The sequence below is a fragment of the Clostridium sp. genome, assembly GCF_047718555.1.
Classification (GTDB): domain Bacteria; phylum Bacillota; class Clostridia; order Clostridiales; family Clostridiaceae; genus Clostridium_I.
In genome coordinates, this window is record NZ_JBDNRK010000005.1 from 26,209 (window position 1) to 44,858 (window position 18,650).

An 18,650-nucleotide genomic window follows, 5' to 3' on the forward strand; every position below is an offset into this window, starting at 1 on the left:
AGCATAAGCCCTCTACTCCCCATTAGGTGATACTATTTCTTTATTCCTTTAAGTCTTGCAACTGATAAAGGATTGAATACTGCTAAACCTGTGTACCATTCAATTCTAGTTCTGTAAACTGGCTTAGTTTCTAATTCTCCGATATCTGTAACTCTAACTCCACCGTTTTGTATTCCAGATACATCAGAAAGAACACCAAGTTTTACAGCGAATATTTCGTATGCACTAGACTGTTGTGGCATTACAGCGTCCTCGCAAACTCTTAAAGGGATTCCAGCGTACATAGTAACTGGTCTACCAAAAGCGTCTACAGAAGTTTCAATATAATGCTGGTTGTTCTGTAGAAGATTCATTAATATTCTTCTGCAACCTCTTGACATGAATAATGCGTCAGCACCATGAGGTACAGCGTCAACTAATTTGTTTAAATCTTCTAAAACTAAAGCACCATTTGTATTGTCGATAACTTGAATGTCTTGTCCACCAGTAACATATTTAGCTAAACCATTGAAAGACTTAGTATCTACTGCTACATCACCGTAGAAGAATGTTGCTGTATACTTCTCTGCTACTGCTTTAGCTTTCAATTCAGTCTGGATAGCTCTTTGGTCATTTATGTTACCTCTTGTTTCTGCTATGAATTTGTCCACATCTACATCTCCACCAAGCATAACAAGTGTAGCTGTTTTCTGTGTGAATCCAGCGGAAGCTTCTGTGTAACCAGCGTTTACATCCCTAAATTCAACTGTTGGTAATGTAGAAACTTGATTGTAAGTATAAGCATTACCTACTATTTCCATGAAAGGTAGCACTTCAAGTACAGCAGAAGTCCTTACCATTGTTTCGATAACACCTTTTTGTAACATATCTTGGGAAAGCTTTGCACTTTCTACTAAAGTTACTGCCATTTATAATTCCTCCTGTGTTTTCTTATTTTTTGCAATAAAAAAAGCCCTGTTAATTCAGAGCGTAGTGTTCGTATTATTTCTTTTTACCTTTTGTGTTTCCATAAGCTAGTGACATTAAAGCAGAAGCACTCATTTTGGAAGTATCGGTATGCTGTTTAGTATCCTTTGGATTTAACGGTTTACCAATTTCAATATCAGTGTCTTTGCCCTTAAAAATACCTGTCTTTTCAGCCTTAGTAATCCAGTCCAATTTTTCCTTTAATGGTAAGTTTTCTGGAACTAAAGTTTTTAAGTCCTCTGGTATTTCAGACAACTTAGCTTCGATTATGCTATTCAAAATTCCCTCATATTCAGTTACCAAGTTACTCTTAGTTTCTGCGTCTGTTTTAGCTTGGTTAAGTTCTTTTTGAATTGCGTCTAAATCAGCATTTGGAGTTTCTTCATTCTTTTCATCTGTTTTAACTTCCTCTGCTGGTTTAGGTTCTTCTTTATGTTCTGGTTTTGGTTCATTTATTTTTGCTTCTAGGCTATTGATTTTGTCTAGTAAGCTCTTGTATACATCATCAGTTTTTGGTTGTTCCTCCGCTTTTGGCTCTTCTGTTGCTGGTGGTGTCGTTTCTACTTTCTCCACTGGGTCTGTAGCTGGAGGTGTTTCCTGTCCACCTTCTGGAGTGCTTTCAGCGAATAACTGTAAGTTCATATTTTTTAAACTGTATTCTTTTTCTTTCACTATTTAATCCCCTCACCTTTCATTTTTGTATCTTCCTGCCACAACCAAAATAAAGCAGTCCAGTATCAAACCGAACCGCTATAATTGGGTGGGGGAAGAAGGAGAGCGTTGTATCCGTCAATACAAGCTTTACCTCCTATGGCTACCCTGTTTCACCCTCTTGCCCTTTACTGGAATATATTTACAACCTTTTAATTGTTTTATTTACAGAAAACTACAATAGTATTGAATATTTATGAACAATTAGAAGGATTTTCATATATTGTGTAGAATTAATGTATGTGAAATTATATATTTTCTTAGAAAGGAATTAAAATATGCTAAGCTTGATAGTATTTGTAGTCACCTTTTTAATCGGAGTGTTTTTACCTACACCGCTTACAGTTATACTTACTATTGCAGATATGCTAATTCCTGACCCGATTCCATTTGCGGATGAAATAGGTTTGGCATTAAGTTTGGTAGTAAAAGTAAGAAAAAGTTGACAGATAAACAGTAAAGTAGGGCTTTAAATTAAGTCCCTACTCTAGCCCTTTACTTACCTTTTCATGGCGGTTTAATACATCTGCTGGAATATCATTGTAACTATGATATGGAATAGGTGTATGGCGACAACTTGGATGGAAAATTAAGTTGGTTCGCTTTAACTCTGCATATGTTTTGTAACCTTCTGTAGCTCCTGTCATAGAAATAATTAAGCCCTCAAAATCTAGGCAAGCGTCAACTGTTGCTGGATTAACTGGAATCCTTGCTAAATCTCCATGACCATCATTATTGTTGACATATTCTTTCATGCCATCTGTAACTATTTCCTGTGCCTTAGTTCTGGCTACCATTTCTACATAGTTATCAACTTTCCACCTTCGACCAGCCTTATCTACAATAGCAATCATATTATCTTTTACCGCTTGCTGGAGCTTAGTTCCATTTAAGTCACTGATAAGCTTTTTATATAAATCCTCTCTGCCCATATTCTGTAGGTTTCTGATATTGAGGTGCTTAGTCATGGTATCTCTTATAAACTGTTTTATGGACAGCTCGGTATTCCTAGTGACCTGTAGCAAATCTGCCATAGTAACATTTTTTATCTGTACCAGTGTTTCTCTATCTACTAAACTAGGAACTTCTTTTAATACAGATTTCACAGTATAGCTCGTACCAGTGGAATCATAGAAAGACATTAATCCAATCCCATAGCCCAAATAATACAGGTAGTCTGTTTCGTCATTTACTGTGTTTTGTATATCCGCTCTAAGCTCTTCAAATTTATGGTCTAAGTATTTATAAATTAGATATATAGTTATAACGGTAAACTCTGGATTGTGATTGTAGCTCAAAGACTTAGAAAGATTATTTGCTATTTCTGTATAGGTCTTTTCAAAAGCCTTAATCACTCTTAAATTACTTTCAACAATTAAAGGTCTGACATTTATACTCATTTGGCTTCCCCCTTAAAAATGGTGTCCTAAAATGGGACATCATATAAAATAAAAAGGAGAAGATTTTACTCTTCCCCTGTGGTATCCTTCTTTGTTCCTGTTTTACTTAGGTCTTGATTAGCTTCATCTGTAACTGGGCTACCTTCTGCGTGCGTAGAAGTATCATTGAATATAGAGCCATCAACTGTAGCCATCCTGTCTACCGCCTGTTGAGCTTCCTCATTGATTCTTTCTATCTCCAATTGAGCCTGTTCTTCTGTCATGCCTTCCATTCTCATAATAGCTGACTTCTGGCTCAATGTCTTAGCTCCACCAGTTCTAATATTCATAACTGTAGCTTCCTCTGCATTGTCCTTTGGAAGTCCATCTTGGAATACTAATTGTGGTACTGTAAGTGCATAATCAGCAATACCCACAGCCTGTTCCAATAGTTGTGCAATCACAAATATATCCTTCAAGCCCTTAGTATAATATTGTCTTTTTCTGTTAATCTTAGCTAACAAGTTATTCATTCTCCACTTAATAGCCAGTCCAGAAGTACCACTTGTACCGCCACCATCTGGCTTACCTAATGCCACCGCTGGTATTTCTGCTGTAGTCAATAGAAGGTCAACCAATTTATCAAGCTCTGTGAAAGCCTGTTGAAGCTGTCCATCCCAAGTAATATATTGTGGAATAACATCTTCTTTGCCCATAACCTCAAATACCTTGTCACGCTGTACATGGAATGTTGGATTACCTTCATCATCCTCACCCAGAATACCGCTTGGTACTGCCATTGCTGGGTCACTGTGCTTGTCTAAAATATCAGCTATCTGCGTAAGTCTATTGTTTATCTCGTCCATTATGGAGATATGCTCTGAAATATCGTCCAGCCCTTCCCATGTATCATCAGTAGAAAGGTTAGGAACATGAACTATTAAAGGCAACGGAACACCTGTAACTACTACATTTTGAGCTTCTAGTATTTCATCCTCAATTTTCCAGCTAGTTACTTCTGTGAACCCACCATGAAATCTAGTTTCTAAAACACTAATATTGTAAACTCTATACTCTATTCTTCCAGCATAGTGAGATTCAACAAATAACTGCCAGCACTCTTCGCCATCCACTTCCACTAAGACTGGTACTGCAATGTGATAAGCTACTATTTTATTCTTGTTATATATAGAAGCTTCTGGAAATATATGTTCTGGATTTACTGGCTCTATAATTACTCTTGGAGCGTCAAGCTCTTTTGGTAACTCACCACCATATTCTTGACCGTATCTAACCTTAAAGAAACTATCACCTCTGTAGGCATTGGCAAGAGCTGATTCATAAGCTAGTATATTCAAGCCATTTTCATCCACAAACTTATCGAAAGCCATTTGCTCTGGAGAGCTGTCACCATTACCCGCCTTAACCTGTACAGCTTCACCAAATAAAAAATCAGCCGATTTCTTGCAGATTACTCCTGCAATATTCGTGCTGATATATAATAGGTCTTGTTGTTGTTTGCTTCCCTTATAATCCTTGAAAACCTCGAAATGTTCGCCCTTAAAGAGCTTCCTATTCCTTTTATAACGGTCTACTCTTTCTCTATGCTCCACAGGTGGATACATTTTCCCAGAATTAAAGTAGTAACATGGTGTAAGCGAAATTCCTACTTCTCCTTCTGGTGTAGCATAATCTTTTTCCGTAGCTCCCAAGTTGAATGTCGGTATTGCACTGGATAAATTCTTTAAAAAACTATCTATATTAAACTTTGCCATTGTGTTTTATCCTCCTTAAAATACCTACATTCCAGTAGGTTTCTTGTAATAAGTTCTTTTCCTCTGCTTTCCAGCTAGTTCTACTGCGGAAGCCAAAGCGTCTGGAGCGTCGTCATGATCGTGGTTAGGAAACTGTTCTAACATTTCTAACAACAATCTCTGCGACCTTTTAAACTTAATTACTCCCTGTTCTACCAAAGGTTCTAATTGCTCTATCCTATCTTCTTTTCTGCCTTTAGGATTTACAGCTAATACCCTAGTCTTGTAGTATCCTTTCTTTATTAACCGCTCTCTTAACTGGCGGTACATATCGTACTGGGCTTGTACTGTTTCAACTCCAAAAGCATTATGTCCATACTCTTCAATCTTTTTAATAACTACTTCTAAAGCTTCATGCATAGGAACTTTTTTTACCCAAGCGTCAAGTACATAAAGTATTCCAGTACGCTTATCTCTACCAATAGTTATGATAGCGTTGTAGTCAGAGCGTGAATTTTTACCTATTGCTATATCCCAGAATCCATAAACCTCTAAATTCATAGGTCTACCATCTGCATAGAACAGGTCTTTATCTTCGTAATACTGTAGATATCCACTTTTAAAGATTGCTGATTCATCATCTGTAGGTTTATTCAAATACTCTGAACCAAAAGCTCTTGAACCAACATTGACTTTTATCTTAATAAGCTCATAGTAAGGAAAGCGGTCTTGCCATAGTGTTTTTACTCCCTTGTCCATTTCCTCTTTATTTGCATAATAGAAAACCTCTGCGTCATGCTCCCTGTCGTCATTTTCCTGATTGCGTAGAATCTTCTCCAACTCTTCCCACAGCCCCGCATTGTCTGGCTCTGCTACAATAGCCGAATAAATCTTACCTCGGAAATCCGACCTACCAAGAACCGCTGGAAGTAATCCTTGACCATGAACCAAAGTTCCCATGTAAATATAGGCTGTTCTGGTAATGTCACCAATTGGCATAATTACTGAATTGAACCAATGTAGATTTTTCTCCCTAAGTTCCTTGGTATTTGTATTTTTAGCACTCTCCAAATCGTCAAGAATAACTAAATCTGGTCTGTAAGCTCCATATCTAGCACCTCTAAGCTGTTTACCCATAGAAGCACTTTGAACCTTGATACCATTAGTAGTTACAAATTCTTCTTGGTTATCTTTTTCATTAGCTGTTTTATTTTCATGCAAAAGAACCCCGAAATCTTCTCGGAGCTTCTCATTGTATTTCAACTGGTTAGATACCCACTCAACAAACTTTTGAGCCATGCTGTCAGTTTCGGAAACAATCAACATATATTTTCTTTTCTTATATACTATCTGGTGTACTGGGAAAACATTAGACAAATAAGCCGACTTAGCATGACCTCTGGGAACTGACCACGCAATTCTCTTAGTAATATCTGTATTCAAACTATCCAGTATCCCACAAAGTTCCTCATGAAAGTCTGGAGCTTCTTCTATCCCCGCACCATTGGGAATTAAATTATTGTCATTATCTGGATTCTTCTTATCTGAAAAATACTCATAGGCAAAATACAAAACATCATATTCACATCTAAGTATCCTGTATTGTGTCTTTAAATCTCTGGCAATTTCTAAAAGCTCCTGTGCTTCTTCTGGAGAATATTCCCCAGTCTTTATTTCATCTGCTATCTTGTGGATAGAATCCTCAATTTTCTGTAATTTTGTACGAATATTTTCTGGCATTGTATCGTTGAACAAAGTAATTCCCTCCCCCAAAATATAATCTTTATACCTGTTCAACTTTCTAACCATTTGCCACCAATATTTACCACATTCAGACAAAAGAAAAATTAGCTGTAACCTTTATAACTCAATTAAAAGCAATATTTACCACATCATATCCAAAGAAACTTGCCCGCCGACCTCTGCAATCTTTCACAACCAAATTACCAGTAATTACTTATATACAAATTACCCTTTTCCGTATATAATAAGAACATAGAATAGCACAAATCCTATATAGCGTATAAGTGTTATTTAAGGCACATCAAATACCAATAGAGTAAATACACTCTGAATAGTACAAATTAGCGTCAGAAGCCCTCTCACAGTCACACAGGGCATACATATGACAAACTAAAATTAAGGAGCGTATAAACATGAAAAAAGCGTATTGTAGAGTATCAACTATAGAACAAAATTTGGAAAGACAGATAATTGCGGTAAAGGAAGCTGGAGCAGAAAAGATATACGAGGAAAAGTTATCTGGGAAGAACACTAATAGACCAGAATTGCAGAAGATGTTAACAGAGCTACAGGCTGGCGACATAGTTATCGTTAAAGAATTGACCAGAGTATCCAGAAGTACCTTAGATATGTTACAATTAGTGGAGAAAATAACTGCCAAGGGAGCAGATATAAAGTCACTGAATGAAGGCTGGTTGGATACTTCCACTCCCGCTGGTAAATTGATGTTAACCGTACTTGGTGGTATAGCTGAATTTGAAAGAAACCTATTACTACAGCGTACAGCAGAAGGAAGAGCTGTGGCAGTCAGTAAGGGAGTAAAAATGGGTAGGAAGAAAGTGAAGAATAAGCAGTTAGACTTCGCAGTACAATTATTTGAATCTGCCACAATGTCAGCGAATAAAATATGTGAAAATACTGGAGTTTCCAGAGCGACACTGTTTAGAAGGTTGAAAGAGCGTAAGGAGCAGTTGGCTTTGGCGGAGGTTTAGAAGTCTTGGAGCTGGTTTGTCTATGATAGGCACACTGGCTCTTTCTTTTTGTATTAGATAATTGAGAAATTTAAAGTATAAATATTAACCAAAACTAGTTGACCGTTATATAAATTCATTATATACTACATATGAAGGTATGAACATATAAGCATATATTCACATATAGTGTATAAAGGAGGTAAATATGGATAACAAAAATGTGGAATTTGAAACTTGCAAATGTACTATCATACACAATGATATTATTAATAAAGTTAAACCTAATATGATTGACAATGATACCTCATATAATCTTGCTGAATTCTATAAAGTTTTTAGTGATAGTACAAGAATAAAAATATTAGACGCTCTTTCTATGTCAGAGATGTGTGTTTGCGATATATCTGCTTTGTTAAAAATGAGCCAGTCTGCAATATCACATCAACTTAAAGTATTAAAGCAATCAAGATTAGTTAAACTAAGAAAAGAAGGAAGGGTTGTTTACTATTCATTAATTGATGAACACATAAGGTTAATATTAAACCAAGGATTAGTTCATGTAAAAGAAGAAAGTTAAGGAGGGAAATCTAATGAGTACAAAAATCAAAAAAGAACTTATATTAGAAGGATTAGACTGTGCAAATTGTGCTTCAAAAATCGAGACAGAAGTTGGTAAAATAAAAGGTGTAAATTTATCAGCTATGAACTTTGTTAATAAAACACTTACAATTGAAACAGAGTATGCCAATGATTTTCAAGATATTCTCAAGAAAGTAAATGAAATAGTAAATAAATTTGAACCAGATGTTGTTGTAAGAGAAAAGGTTATAACTAAATCAGATAAAAAAGTAGTTCTACTTATGGGATTAGATTGTGCAAATTGTGCTTCAAAAATTGAAACAAAGGTTAAGAATATTACTGGAGTGAAGTCAGCTTCCTTGGATTTTGTATCAAAAAAGTTGTTAATAGAAGTCAATGATAAAAGAAATTTAACTGAAATATATGAAGAAATTAAAGGGATAGTAAACAGATTAGAGCCAGATGTAAAAGTAGTTATTGAAGATAGCTCAACTAAAAAGTCAAGTGAAAATAATAGTGAAAACGAAATTGTTACAGAAAATGAAGACAATAAAAAAGAATTAATAAGACTTATAGTGGGAGGTTTATTATTTGCTATAGCATTTCTATTTAAGTCATCAGAAACTATACAATTTATATTATTCTTTATAAGCTATATTTTAGTAGGTGGTGAGGTACTGCTTAAGGCATTAAGAAATATTACTAGAGGTCAAGTATTCGATGAAAACTTTTTAATGAGTATAGCCACAATTGGTGCATTTTCTATTAAACAATATCCAGAAGGTGTAGCAGTAATGTTATTCTATCAAGTTGGAGAATTTATTCAGGGTATAGCAGTAAATCGTTCAAGAAAATCTATTACTGCTCTTATGGATATAAGACCTGATTACGCTAACTTAAAGGTAGGAGATGATTTACAAAGAGTATCTCCTGATGATGTTAAAGTAGGAGACTTCATTGTAGTTAAACCAGGAGAAAAAGTTCCACTTGACGGTAAAGTAGTGGAGGGTAAATCAATGCTCGACACATCAGCATTAACAGGTGAATCCATTCCTCGTGAAGTAGAAGCTCCAAATGAAGTTTTAAGTGGTTTTATTAATAAAAATGGAATTTTAACAATAGAAGTTACAAAGGAATTTGGAGAATCTACAGTTACAAAGATATTGGATTTAGTTCAAAATGCAAGTAGTAAAAAGGCTCCAACAGAGAATTTTATAACAAAATTTGCAAGATACTATACTCCAGTAGTAGTTATTATTGCAGTTTTATTGGCAGTAATACCTCCTTTAGTAGTAGAAGGTGTTACTTTTTCTGAATGTCTGTATAGAGCATTAGCATTTTTAGTTATATCTTGTCCATGTGCCTTGGTTATTTCAATACCACTTGGATTTTTTGGAGGTATCGGTGGAGCATCAAAGAAAGGTATATTAGTTAAAGGTAGCAACTATCTTGAAGCACTTAACAATGCCGATATAGTTGTATTTGATAAGACTGGCACACTAACTAAAGGAGTATTCAAGGTTACTGAAATAAATACACAAGATGGTATTACCAAAGACGAATTACTAGAATATGCGGCATATGCTGAAAGTTATTCTAATCACCCAATAGCAGTATCAATAATAAAAGAATATGGTAAAGAAATTAATAAGAATGAAATTAATAACTATGATGAAATATCAGGTCATGGTATAAAAGTAAAGGTTAGAGATAGAGAAATTTTAGCAGGTAATATAAAACTAATGAACAAAGAAAATGTTAATTACAAAAACATTGATGTAGCTGGAACTGTAGTCCATGTGGCTATTGATGGGGAATATGCTGGATATATTATTATTTCAGATGAAGTAAAAGAAGATTCAAGAGAAGCTATAAAAGGATTAAAAGAAATAGGTGTTAAAAAGACTGTAATGCTTACTGGTGACAGCAAGTCAATAGCAAGCAAGGTTTCAGAGCAATTAGGACTTGATGAATTCTATGCAGAGCTACTTCCTAATCAAAAGGTTGAGAAAATGGAGATTCTTGATAAAGAGAAAAATCCAAGGAGAAAATTACTCTTTGTTGGAGATGGTATAAATGACGCTCCTGTGCTGGCAAGAGCTGATATAGGAATTGCTATGGGCGGATTAGGGTCAGACGCAGCCATTGAAGCAGCAGATGTTGTAATAATGACTGATGAACCTTCAAAAATAGTTTCTGCAATTAAAATAGCAAAAAAAACAAGAGGAATTGTTTGGCAGAATATAATTTTTGCAATGGGAGTTAAACTTATATTTTTAGTACTTGCAGTAGTTGGAGTTACAACAATATGGGAAGCAGTTTTTGCAGATGTTGGAGTTACAGTAATGGCAGTATTGAATGCTATGAGAGTTCTTAATGTTGGTAATATTAAATAAAACATATGCGTTAATAAATTATTAATTTTATTTACAAGGATAATGCCAGTACATGATTATTACAAATAATAATAACTCAATTTGGTGGAGAAATTTTTAGAACTGCACCTTATCTATACTATTAGTATACCATAAGTTAATTTACAAATAAGATATAGTATCGTAGTAGCTAATTGTCAGATAAAATAATTTTGAAACTTAAAATATTAAAGAATAAAATTAGGAGGATGATATTATGGGATTTTTTTCAAGGCTGTTAGGGAAACGGGAGCATAGAGATAATCAGCAAGGGAGCAACTATTATAAGCGAGAGGGATTTTTTAGTCGTTTATTCAATATGTTTGGCTCATTTTCTAATTCAGGTAGAAGACACAATAATAATTACCATGATTCAGATAGAAGATATGATAATCACTACTCTGATGATTCAAATAGAAGAAATAACTATTCTGGCAGAAATCATCATAGAAAGAAATATAGAAGCTCATGGTCATGATTTCATTTTTTTCAAAAAAGAGGTACCCATCAGGCTTTTTTATTGATAGGTACAAAGTTATAAGATTAATAGGTGAAGGTCGGTTTGGAATATGTTATCTAGTTGATTTAGATGGGAAACAATATGTTTTAAAAGAAATAAAGCCTAAAGTGATTAAAAAGAATGATAAAAAAGTTATATTTGAACAAGAAATACTCTCATCTATTGACAATCCAGCTATTCCTAAAATAGTTGATACTGTAAAAAATGATAATATCTATGCTTATATCTTAGAATATAAAAGCGGAAAGACCATTGAGCATACGATTTTCGGAGATAAGCATAGATTTACTAAGTGTGAAATTTATAAAGTGGGAATTAAATTGATAGATATAATAAAGTATATTCACGAAAGAAATATTGTTCACAGAGATATAAGGATACCAAATGTAATTGTTGATAAAGATAGTGTTTATCTTGTTGATTTTGGACTAGCAAGATTAATTGATAATAAAAAGTATGCACCTTATGAAGATTTTCTATATTTTGGTCACTTACTTCTTCACTTATATTATTCTTCTTTTACAAAAACTAATAAGAAATCAAAACCATGGTATGAAGAACTGGAATTGTCATCAATTGAATTAAAATTTTTAAAAAAATTATTAGGTTTGGATGAGGAATATGAAAGGATTTATGAGATAGAAAAGGATTTTTTAGCATTAGGATTGATATAGTTACAAGATATTTTGTATAATGTATTAATTTTAGCCTTTTCTATAATTATTATTACAATGCTATATTAAGATGTAAGATTTATATTTTTATTATTTTGCAATGGTTGATAAATAGTGAACTAAAAACAGGAGGTAAGCTGAAATAGCCTATCTCCTGTTTGGTTATTTAATACGGCCTATAAGAAGCTTGTGAGCACTATATTTTTATCAGTTTATTTTTGAAATAATACAATATGAAATATTTTTCTTTGTTTCAATAACACGAAAAACATTTAATCCATTATGCAAAGTTGCTTCTTCTAATTCTTTAGGTGTATATTTTGAAAAACCATATCGTGTATATTTAATATTATCTAACCACTGTTTTGAATAAATAGCATTAATAAAAATTCCATTTGGTTTTAACACTCGTTTAATTTCTGATAAACTTTTATCTAAGTTTTCCCAAAAGTAAACGGTGTTAACGGTATAAATTTTATCAAAAAAAGAATTTTCAAAAGGAATATCCATTACATTACCCTTTGTTAGATACACTTTTCCTTGTTTTATTAATTCTCTATTGCGTTTACAAGCAGTTTTTAACATGTCATCAGAAATTTCAATACCATAAAAATCACCTTCATTTTTCTTTGCCAAATGCTTAATAAGATACCCATTTCCAAAACCAATATCCAATACTCTATCTTTTTGAGAACAATTCAAATTATTCATAACACTCTTGTATTGAATTTGATTCATCCTGTTCATAATAAATGTAGATATAATTCCTCCAATGCCAGTTGGCTTTCCAAATTGTTCAGCAATATATTTTGTTATATTTATCAATCTCACTCCTTACTACTAATCTTTACTTCATAACTATTTACAAGTCTGTATTAACATATTATAAGTATACCGTACTTTACAGGGAAGACAAACAAAATTATACAATAAAAAAAGAAGGCTTACTCAAACGGAGTAAACCCTCTTGCTCTATGAGTATTCTAATTATATCATTTCTTTAATCTCTTTCCACTTCAAAGAATAGCCCGTGAATACCTACATACTGTGTAGCTGAACCGCCAATGTTGGTAATCTTAATTATATACTTTGTGTTAGGCTTCAAGCTCCAGCCAGTATCATCAGAACCCATTCCAGCAATAAGAAGTACCAGCTCCATACAGCAATGTCCTTAATAAAGTACCGCCAGATATGCCAGAAGGATTATTGTAGATAGTAGTGTGAGCTACATTAGTTGACTTTCTATTTCTCTGTATTAATGGAACTCCGACTGTGCCTATTGTGGTAATTGTAGGAGCTTCATAAAACTCAACCTGTAAAACTCTATCGGATACAATATCTACAACTTTCATAGCAACCTCATGTAAGTCGGAAGGCGTTCTAATCTCAAAATAGTAGGAAGCACCATTGTTTATTACAGGTAGTATCTGTGAATAGCTATAAGCCTGTCCTAAATGTCTGCTGTGGTGTTCTGGTGTCATTGCAATAAGGAACTGTGATTCATATTCAATGTACGGAAAAGTTAAATATGACATGGTTAATCAATCTCCCTTTCTACTAATTTATTCCTTTGTCTACATTATTTACACTAAACTATAACTAAATAAAAGATAATAACAGTTATAAAGATATAGTTAGGTAGTAGTAATTTGTACATAGATACTGTTAGATACTGGTATTACTAAGTTTAAGAATGTAACTAATATTAATACAGTGGAACTTTTTCTCAGTAATTAACCGTTTGTTAGAAGTAATTACACTGTATACGAAAAGTAAATTTCTGCTATGAAAATTTGTAAGGCAGTTGTCAACAGGAAATAAATAGTCACTCCTATGGTGGGGTGTCTGTATATATGCTGTGAAAATACTGGCACAAATGGCTTGACTTTCTGCTTCCTTAAAAGTAAAATTTATATTGCGTAAGTTGTAAGCACTAGACCACTGGGTAACTCCCCCAGTTCCACCGTTGGTTGGGTATTCTGGAAATATAAATAAATTAATACAGAAAAATTCAATAATTGTAACAGTTGGTGACAATGGAATAAATGGTAAATTTCAATAAACTTTTACAATAGAAATAAATAGTTAATATAACAGATGATTACATGGAATGATACAGTAATAATGGTAATGATATACAATACATATACTGTAAGGATTGGCTATAAATAGCATGGTATAATACAGTACAATTGGTAGTATAATACAGTAGATAATAATGGAATAAGCGGTAATAATATCTGTGGTAATAGTTGGATATATACCGTCCCTATCTGTGAATATACTCTGGAATAACAATAATACTTTTGATACTAATATATGATACCGCCTAAGACCGCATTATACCGACCCTAAAAAACAGTCCCATAATTCAAGAATTTTGATACTGCCCTCCACGATAAAAAAAAGAAGGGGCTTCCATTATTTATCAGCAACCCCCTCCCAATTAAAAGAGAATAGTACAGTTATATCCAATTACTAATACAGATACCAACCATTACATATCTTCTAATTCTTTCAATATATCATCAAGGCTGGATGGTTTTTCCTGTTTTTCTATAACCTCCATAGTATCCTTAAATAAACCTTGATTTCTGTAATATAACTCTATTGCCTTTAATTTACTTTTCTCGCTACCATTTAACAGTATATCCATTAAAATACCATTGACATCAACTAGGTGGGACTTTTGGAACTCTTTGACTATTCTGTTAACTTCATCATTAAATGCTTGCAATGCTTTCCATCTCCAGATTGTACTTCTTGAAATACCATATTCTATAGCAATTTCCTCTTCTTTCTTGCCAGTCAATTTTTTGTAAGCAATTTCTTCTGCAACCTTTTTCTGGGTTTCGTCCAGTGTAGCGTTCCTGTATTTTGTAGCAAGCTTTTTAAGTGAAGCGTCGTTTCCAGTTTTCTTACTTGTCATTTACGGTAAACCTCCTATTTATCAGTAATTAGCAGGACTTTTACTGTCCCACTATCTTTAAATTTACGGTCTATTTTCAGTTATGAAACACAATGAAACACGACCTCACTTTATACCCTTTTGGATGGCTCTAATACCACCGTAAACACAATAAAAAAAGCAGTTAATACCTTTGTACTAACCGCCTTTTATAAACTCATTTTACCCCTTTTAAATAACTTATATCGTAACTGTTTTCTCTAGTGACTACTTTCATTTCTTTTAAGTCGCTTTTTATTTCCGTTATACCTTGTTTAATAGCTTTTATATCACTATCAAGCTCTATATGTCTATTGGCATTTTTTGGGTCTAAATCAATTATAGTTGCCTTTATTTCTTTTATATCCGCTTTTACTTCTTTCAAGTCGCCCTCTAATACATCAAGTTTTTCTAGTTTTTTCAATATTTTCTGTAGTAAATCATTATCACTCATTTTAACGACCTCCATATATTTATATTATACCTATATTTTATTAACTGTAAACTGCTTTTTATTCTCAATGTAGTTGTAGCTGTAGACACTGTCTTTATACTGGCATTGCCTTTCATTTATCACTTTTATGGTAAACCTTCTATCCAGTGTATGGCTCTTACAAAAATGGTTTAGTTCCCTTTTATCAATTGCTTTTTTTACTGTGCTATAACTAAATAATAATCCCTTTTCCACCGCTTCAATATCTGTGTATGCCCTCCATTTATCCATGCTTAAACCTCCTTAGCTTTTAATAATAAGTAATTACTTTCAATATCTACCTTTATTACAGTAAAACATATATTCTCATTTTCAATATATAGTATAAAGTGATTCTCTATTAACCTATTTAAATAAATGGCACTATCAAAATTTTTAAGCTGTCTTATAACTCTATCATTTATTATATTTTGCTCGTCTTTTACTTCTATATTCCAGCCAAAACCATTCTTTACCATTATACCACCGCCCCCACTTTTAAAAATTCATGTACATAATACCGTAAACCGTCATAATTAAAATAAGTTCCCTTGTTGGTGCTGTAAAGCTTATATTTACGACTTTTAAAGTTGTTCAATCCTACTGTAATATAATCATCTATTCCATAATCTACGCTGTAAATATTCAGTGTCGCTGTATTACATACTGTTAAACTTGCAATAACTTTATTTTCCATTTTCCCCTACCTCCAGTAATTCCACAGTGTTTTTTCTGCTTTGTATTAGTTCCATTATTTTATTTAAAGTTGTTTTCACTGAAAACTCATAGTTAATATACAGTACATAGCCTTTATATCCAGTCATGGCTACTATATCCATATTTTCATATTTTAGCTTAATACCAACTACATCTTTATCATTCAATACAGCTTGTACCTCACTTTTACTTAATATAGGCTGTATAACTGTTTTTACCATCTATGCCACCTCAATCCATCCATATTTTGTAAAACTGCCACTACTATTCAATCGTATATCCCTTCCAAAACTTTCATAATCTATATATCCCTGTAAAAAACTTGGAATATCATAACAGCCACTTTCTTCAATCCAATAATATCCAAGGTCGTAATCACTTTCGATATCTGTATATAAAATATAGTAGTCAAGTTCATCAATTAAACTGTCAAGCCCTTCTATGCCCCCCATACCATCATACTCAATAATAGCTTCAAGTTTTTCCAGTTCGTCGCTGTCAAGCTCTTCTAGTTTTTCTGCTATCTCATTTAGGGCTGTCAAGCTGGTGTACTCTCCTATTTCATTGTAAAGTGGTGTAAAATCGCACTCAATGTCATGTATTGCATATTCTTCATAGATTACACCGTCTTTCTCTACACCTCGAATATAGTCACCTTTAAAGTCATAATATCCCACTCCATTTTTTACCATAAACTCCTGTATTTCCTCTTCACTTGCTGGAAGTTCTAGCCAGTCACCAACCATTTCACCCTCAACATATTTTCCTAAATTTGCAATGTATATATTTAACATTATTTTCTACCCCCTAAAATTTGTATTGTATTTTTTACAGCTTCAATATTTTGATAAACATAATTTATTTCATTTTCTGTATAGTGTTCTAAACCGTCTTTGTTATTAGCTAATACGATTAAATTATCTTCTAACACTTCATATTGCAATTCTAAGGACTGCTTTAACTTTTCATCTTTTAAACTTTTTAGCTGTCGTTGCTCCAAGTTGTAAACGACCTCTCTATATGTGTCTATATCATCACTAGACATTGCTTTTAAGTCCTTTGTAGTTAGTGTGATATTTACACCCTCTATTATTTCATGGTGGTTATTTTGAGCGTATACGGTGACAACCAGTAAGACAGCTATCACCAGTATTAATTTTTTCATCTTAAAACACCTCCTTTTCAAATCTATTAAATATTTTTGAAGTCTTTTCCATTTCCAACTCTATAAAACATCTATAAGCACCGTCGTGGACAAGCTCTTTTAATTCACTTAGTAAATGCGTTCTATGGTTTATATAAATAAGTGCCAGTACATTGTTATCCTTGTTTAGTGCTATTTCTTGTGTTAATTCAAGTATTCTATCCTTTAATAAAGTGGCTCTATCAACTCTTTTTAGTTTACTCATTTTTCCAATCTCCTTTATTTTTAAATTGTTTATACATTTGTTTGTCAAGTATTTTTTTTTATTTTTTACTGAATAATTGTGGCTGTCCAACTTGTTATCCATATTTACGCTATTCCGTATAATGATTGAGTTAAAAATATTGGTAATTTTGGATTACCGCTTGTTTGTTCTCTTGCTATGTTTATATGATAACACTATAGCGTATAAGTGTAAATAGTTTTTCAATGAATTTTTATTGCCAATTTTTTCACATCTTTTTTATAGCACATTTTACAGTTTTCACAGCTACCAACACATTGTATAAAGCCATTTTCATTGATAGCCTTGTCCAAGTCCACTTTATTAAAAGCGGTGTAAATTGGTAATTGTAGTTGACTTGCAAGCTCTATATCTGCTGGATTACTGTCAGCCCATATTGAATAACGAATTACCAAATTTTGTGGTAACTTTACATCTTTAAAAAATTGTACTGATTTTGTATAGCCCATGAAGTGAACTGCTGGGAACTGCTTTACTATTTGAATCCATTTATTTACATATTCTTTACTGTAAAAATCACCGCTCTCATGTATTCTAAAATATACATTTTTTCCCTCATAACTTTTTTTATCTAAGTAATAATGTATAGTGTCAATTATATTAGTTACAAAGTCACTTGATAGGCTATCATTAAAAGATTCTTCACGACTGTTTTTAGTGTTAGGATATAATCTTTGTGACTTCATAGCATAACAGTAACGCTCACATAATGCGGTACGATTCGGACAAGTCACCACCGCTGGAATACTCCATATTAAGAACTTATTTTCTTTTGTTGGTATTAGTTTTGAGTTTTTCTCACTTAATGTTAATATCTTTTTACCCTTAATTATTTTTATCATAATTTTCCACCCCACCCATTAATATATTTTGTGCTGTTTTTGTTTTCCCCTTGCTATGTACTTATAATAACACTATACCGTATAAGCGTAAACAAGTAAGTTTTCCCATTTTAATTTCTTTACTGCATTATATAGACAAAAATAAAAGCCCATAAAAATAAGCAGTGGTAATAGTTACCATTGACACGCTTATATGTTTTGGCTCTTCAAAAAACTATGTTATAATGTGTTTAGAAGTTTGAAAAATGAATAATTTACAGCGGTTTTACTGGTGGCGGTATCCGGTGAGAACTATAGAAAAACTTTCTATTCTCTATAAATTATGGTAAAACCATAAGATAAATGTACCTTTCCAAATTACACCATATACACTAACCTTTTCTAATTTACTGGGAAATTATAGTATTTACAGACTTTACCATTTTCATTTCAATCTTTTCCAACTCTAATTTTTCCCACTGCGCTGAATTTTACCATCTCCACCCGTAAGAAAATCGTCGGATGGGCGTG

At 33.1% G+C, this 18,650-nt stretch carries 24 protein-coding genes; 6 read left to right on the forward strand and 18 right to left on the reverse strand.

The annotated features are described in order from the left end of the window. Window positions 1-32: 32 nt before the first annotated feature. Together ABF633_RS03255 and ABF633_RS03260 are read right to left on the reverse strand one after the other, a co-directional pair. Window positions 33-908, reverse strand: coding sequence for a major capsid protein (locus ABF633_RS03255; RefSeq protein WP_415521974.1), 876 nt, complete (start codon window positions 906-908; stop codon window positions 33-35). 73 nt (window positions 909-981) lie between these two features. Further along, window positions 982-1,608 (reverse strand): hypothetical protein, encoded by a 627-nt coding sequence (locus tag ABF633_RS03260; RefSeq protein ID WP_415521976.1) that lies wholly within the window; start codon window positions 1,606-1,608, stop codon window positions 982-984. Window positions 1,609-1,955: 347 nt separating this feature from the next. Here ABF633_RS03260 and ABF633_RS03265 point away from each other — a divergent pair, with 347 nt between their 5' ends. After that, window positions 1,956-2,123, forward strand: coding sequence for a hypothetical protein (locus ABF633_RS03265; RefSeq protein ID WP_415521978.1), 168 nt, complete (start codon window positions 1,956-1,958; stop codon window positions 2,121-2,123). 36 nt (window positions 2,124-2,159) lie between these two features. Here the strand turns inward: ABF633_RS03265 and ABF633_RS03270 are convergent, their stop codons facing one another. The 3 genes from ABF633_RS03270 to terL all read right to left on the reverse strand — a co-directional run bounded on the left by ABF633_RS03270 (window position 2,160) and on the right by terL (window position 6,565). Beyond that, on the reverse strand, window positions 2,160-3,077 hold the full coding sequence (locus ABF633_RS03270) for a phage minor capsid protein (RefSeq protein WP_415521980.1): 918 nt from the start codon (window positions 3,075-3,077) through the stop codon (window positions 2,160-2,162). Window positions 3,078-3,142: 65 nt separating this feature from the next. Further along, window positions 3,143-4,831, reverse strand: coding sequence for a phage portal protein (locus ABF633_RS03275; protein WP_415521982.1), 1,689 nt, complete (start codon window positions 4,829-4,831; stop codon window positions 3,143-3,145). A 24-nt stretch (window positions 4,832-4,855) separates the two neighbouring features. Continuing rightward, window positions 4,856-6,565, reverse strand: a complete 1,710-nt coding sequence (gene terL, locus ABF633_RS03280) for a phage terminase large subunit (RefSeq protein ID WP_415521985.1) — start codon at window positions 6,563-6,565, stop codon at window positions 4,856-4,858. A gap of 401 nt (window positions 6,566-6,966) precedes the next feature. Here terL and ABF633_RS03285 point away from each other — a divergent pair, with 401 nt between their 5' ends. The 5 genes from ABF633_RS03285 (at window position 6,967) to ABF633_RS03305 (ending at window position 11,714) form a co-directional block, all read left to right on the forward strand. Next, a complete protein-coding gene (locus tag ABF633_RS03285; RefSeq protein WP_415521987.1) occupies window positions 6,967-7,545 on the forward strand; it encodes a recombinase family protein in 579 nt (192 codons plus the stop codon). A gap of 187 nt (window positions 7,546-7,732) precedes the next feature. Next, window positions 7,733-8,104 (forward strand): ArsR/SmtB family transcription factor, encoded by a 372-nt coding sequence (locus ABF633_RS03290; RefSeq protein WP_415521989.1) that lies wholly within the window; start codon window positions 7,733-7,735, stop codon window positions 8,102-8,104. A gap of 13 nt (window positions 8,105-8,117) precedes the next feature. Beyond that, window positions 8,118-10,502, forward strand: coding sequence for a heavy metal translocating P-type ATPase (locus ABF633_RS03295; protein WP_415521992.1), 2,385 nt, complete (start codon window positions 8,118-8,120; stop codon window positions 10,500-10,502). A gap of 235 nt (window positions 10,503-10,737) precedes the next feature. Continuing rightward, on the forward strand, window positions 10,738-10,998 hold the full coding sequence (locus tag ABF633_RS03300; RefSeq protein ID WP_415521994.1) for a hypothetical protein: 261 nt from the start codon (window positions 10,738-10,740) through the stop codon (window positions 10,996-10,998). Further along, complete coding sequence (locus tag ABF633_RS03305; protein ID WP_415521996.1) at window positions 10,995-11,714, forward strand: serine/threonine protein kinase; 720 nt, start codon at window positions 10,995-10,997, stop codon at window positions 11,712-11,714. Before ABF633_RS03300 ends, ABF633_RS03305 begins: the two co-directional genes overlap by 4 nt. 207 nt (window positions 11,715-11,921) lie before the next feature. On the opposite strand, the gene ABF633_RS03310 is transcribed toward ABF633_RS03305, so the two are convergent. From ABF633_RS03310 to ABF633_RS03370, 13 genes are all read right to left on the reverse strand, one after another. Beyond that, window positions 11,922-12,539, reverse strand: coding sequence for a class I SAM-dependent methyltransferase (locus ABF633_RS03310; RefSeq protein ID WP_415521998.1), 618 nt, complete (start codon window positions 12,537-12,539; stop codon window positions 11,922-11,924). Window positions 12,540-12,714: 175 nt separating this feature from the next. Continuing rightward, the gene (locus ABF633_RS03315; protein WP_415522000.1) at window positions 12,715-12,873 is read right to left on the reverse strand and encodes a hypothetical protein; all 159 of its coding nucleotides are present in this window, start codon (window positions 12,871-12,873) and stop codon (window positions 12,715-12,717) included. Further along, the gene (locus ABF633_RS03320) at window positions 12,836-13,249 is read right to left on the reverse strand and encodes a hypothetical protein (protein WP_415522001.1); all 414 of its coding nucleotides are present in this window, start codon (window positions 13,247-13,249) and stop codon (window positions 12,836-12,838) included. The genes ABF633_RS03315 and ABF633_RS03320 overlap by 38 nt, the downstream gene beginning before the upstream one ends. Before the next feature lie 962 nt (window positions 13,250-14,211). After that, complete coding sequence (locus tag ABF633_RS03325) at window positions 14,212-14,643, reverse strand: phBC6A51 family helix-turn-helix protein (RefSeq protein ID WP_415522003.1); 432 nt, start codon at window positions 14,641-14,643, stop codon at window positions 14,212-14,214. A 196-nt stretch (window positions 14,644-14,839) separates the two neighbouring features. Further along, entirely contained in the window at window positions 14,840-15,115 is a 276-nt protein-coding gene (locus ABF633_RS03330; protein ID WP_415522005.1) for a hypothetical protein, read from the reverse strand. 30 nt (window positions 15,116-15,145) lie between these two features. Next, entirely contained in the window at window positions 15,146-15,385 is a 240-nt protein-coding gene (locus ABF633_RS03335) for a hypothetical protein (RefSeq protein WP_415522007.1), read from the reverse strand. A 2-nt stretch (window positions 15,386-15,387) separates the two neighbouring features. Further along, window positions 15,388-15,612, reverse strand: coding sequence for a hypothetical protein (locus ABF633_RS03340; protein ID WP_415522009.1), 225 nt, complete (start codon window positions 15,610-15,612; stop codon window positions 15,388-15,390). After that, window positions 15,612-15,830 carry a hypothetical protein gene (locus ABF633_RS03345; RefSeq protein WP_415522011.1) on the reverse strand — a complete coding sequence of 73 codons (219 nt, stop codon included), beginning with the start codon at window positions 15,828-15,830 and terminating at the stop codon, window positions 15,612-15,614. The genes ABF633_RS03340 and ABF633_RS03345 overlap by 1 nt, the downstream gene beginning before the upstream one ends. Continuing rightward, window positions 15,820-16,071, reverse strand: a complete 252-nt coding sequence (locus ABF633_RS03350) for a hypothetical protein (protein ID WP_415522012.1) — start codon at window positions 16,069-16,071, stop codon at window positions 15,820-15,822. The genes ABF633_RS03345 and ABF633_RS03350 overlap by 11 nt, the downstream gene beginning before the upstream one ends. Further along, on the reverse strand, window positions 16,072-16,644 hold the full coding sequence (locus tag ABF633_RS03355; protein ID WP_415522014.1) for an antirestriction protein ArdA: 573 nt from the start codon (window positions 16,642-16,644) through the stop codon (window positions 16,072-16,074). Next, window positions 16,644-17,015, reverse strand: coding sequence for a hypothetical protein (locus tag ABF633_RS03360; RefSeq protein ID WP_415522016.1), 372 nt, complete (start codon window positions 17,013-17,015; stop codon window positions 16,644-16,646). The genes ABF633_RS03355 and ABF633_RS03360 overlap by 1 nt, the downstream gene beginning before the upstream one ends. 1 nt (window position 17,016) lies before the next feature. Further along, the gene (locus ABF633_RS03365) at window positions 17,017-17,259 is read right to left on the reverse strand and encodes a hypothetical protein (RefSeq protein WP_415522018.1); all 243 of its coding nucleotides are present in this window, start codon (window positions 17,257-17,259) and stop codon (window positions 17,017-17,019) included. Between the two features lie 221 nt (window positions 17,260-17,480). Then, on the reverse strand, window positions 17,481-18,140 hold the full coding sequence (locus tag ABF633_RS03370; RefSeq protein WP_415522020.1) for a GP88 family protein: 660 nt from the start codon (window positions 18,138-18,140) through the stop codon (window positions 17,481-17,483). Window positions 18,141-18,650 lie beyond the last annotated feature (510 nt).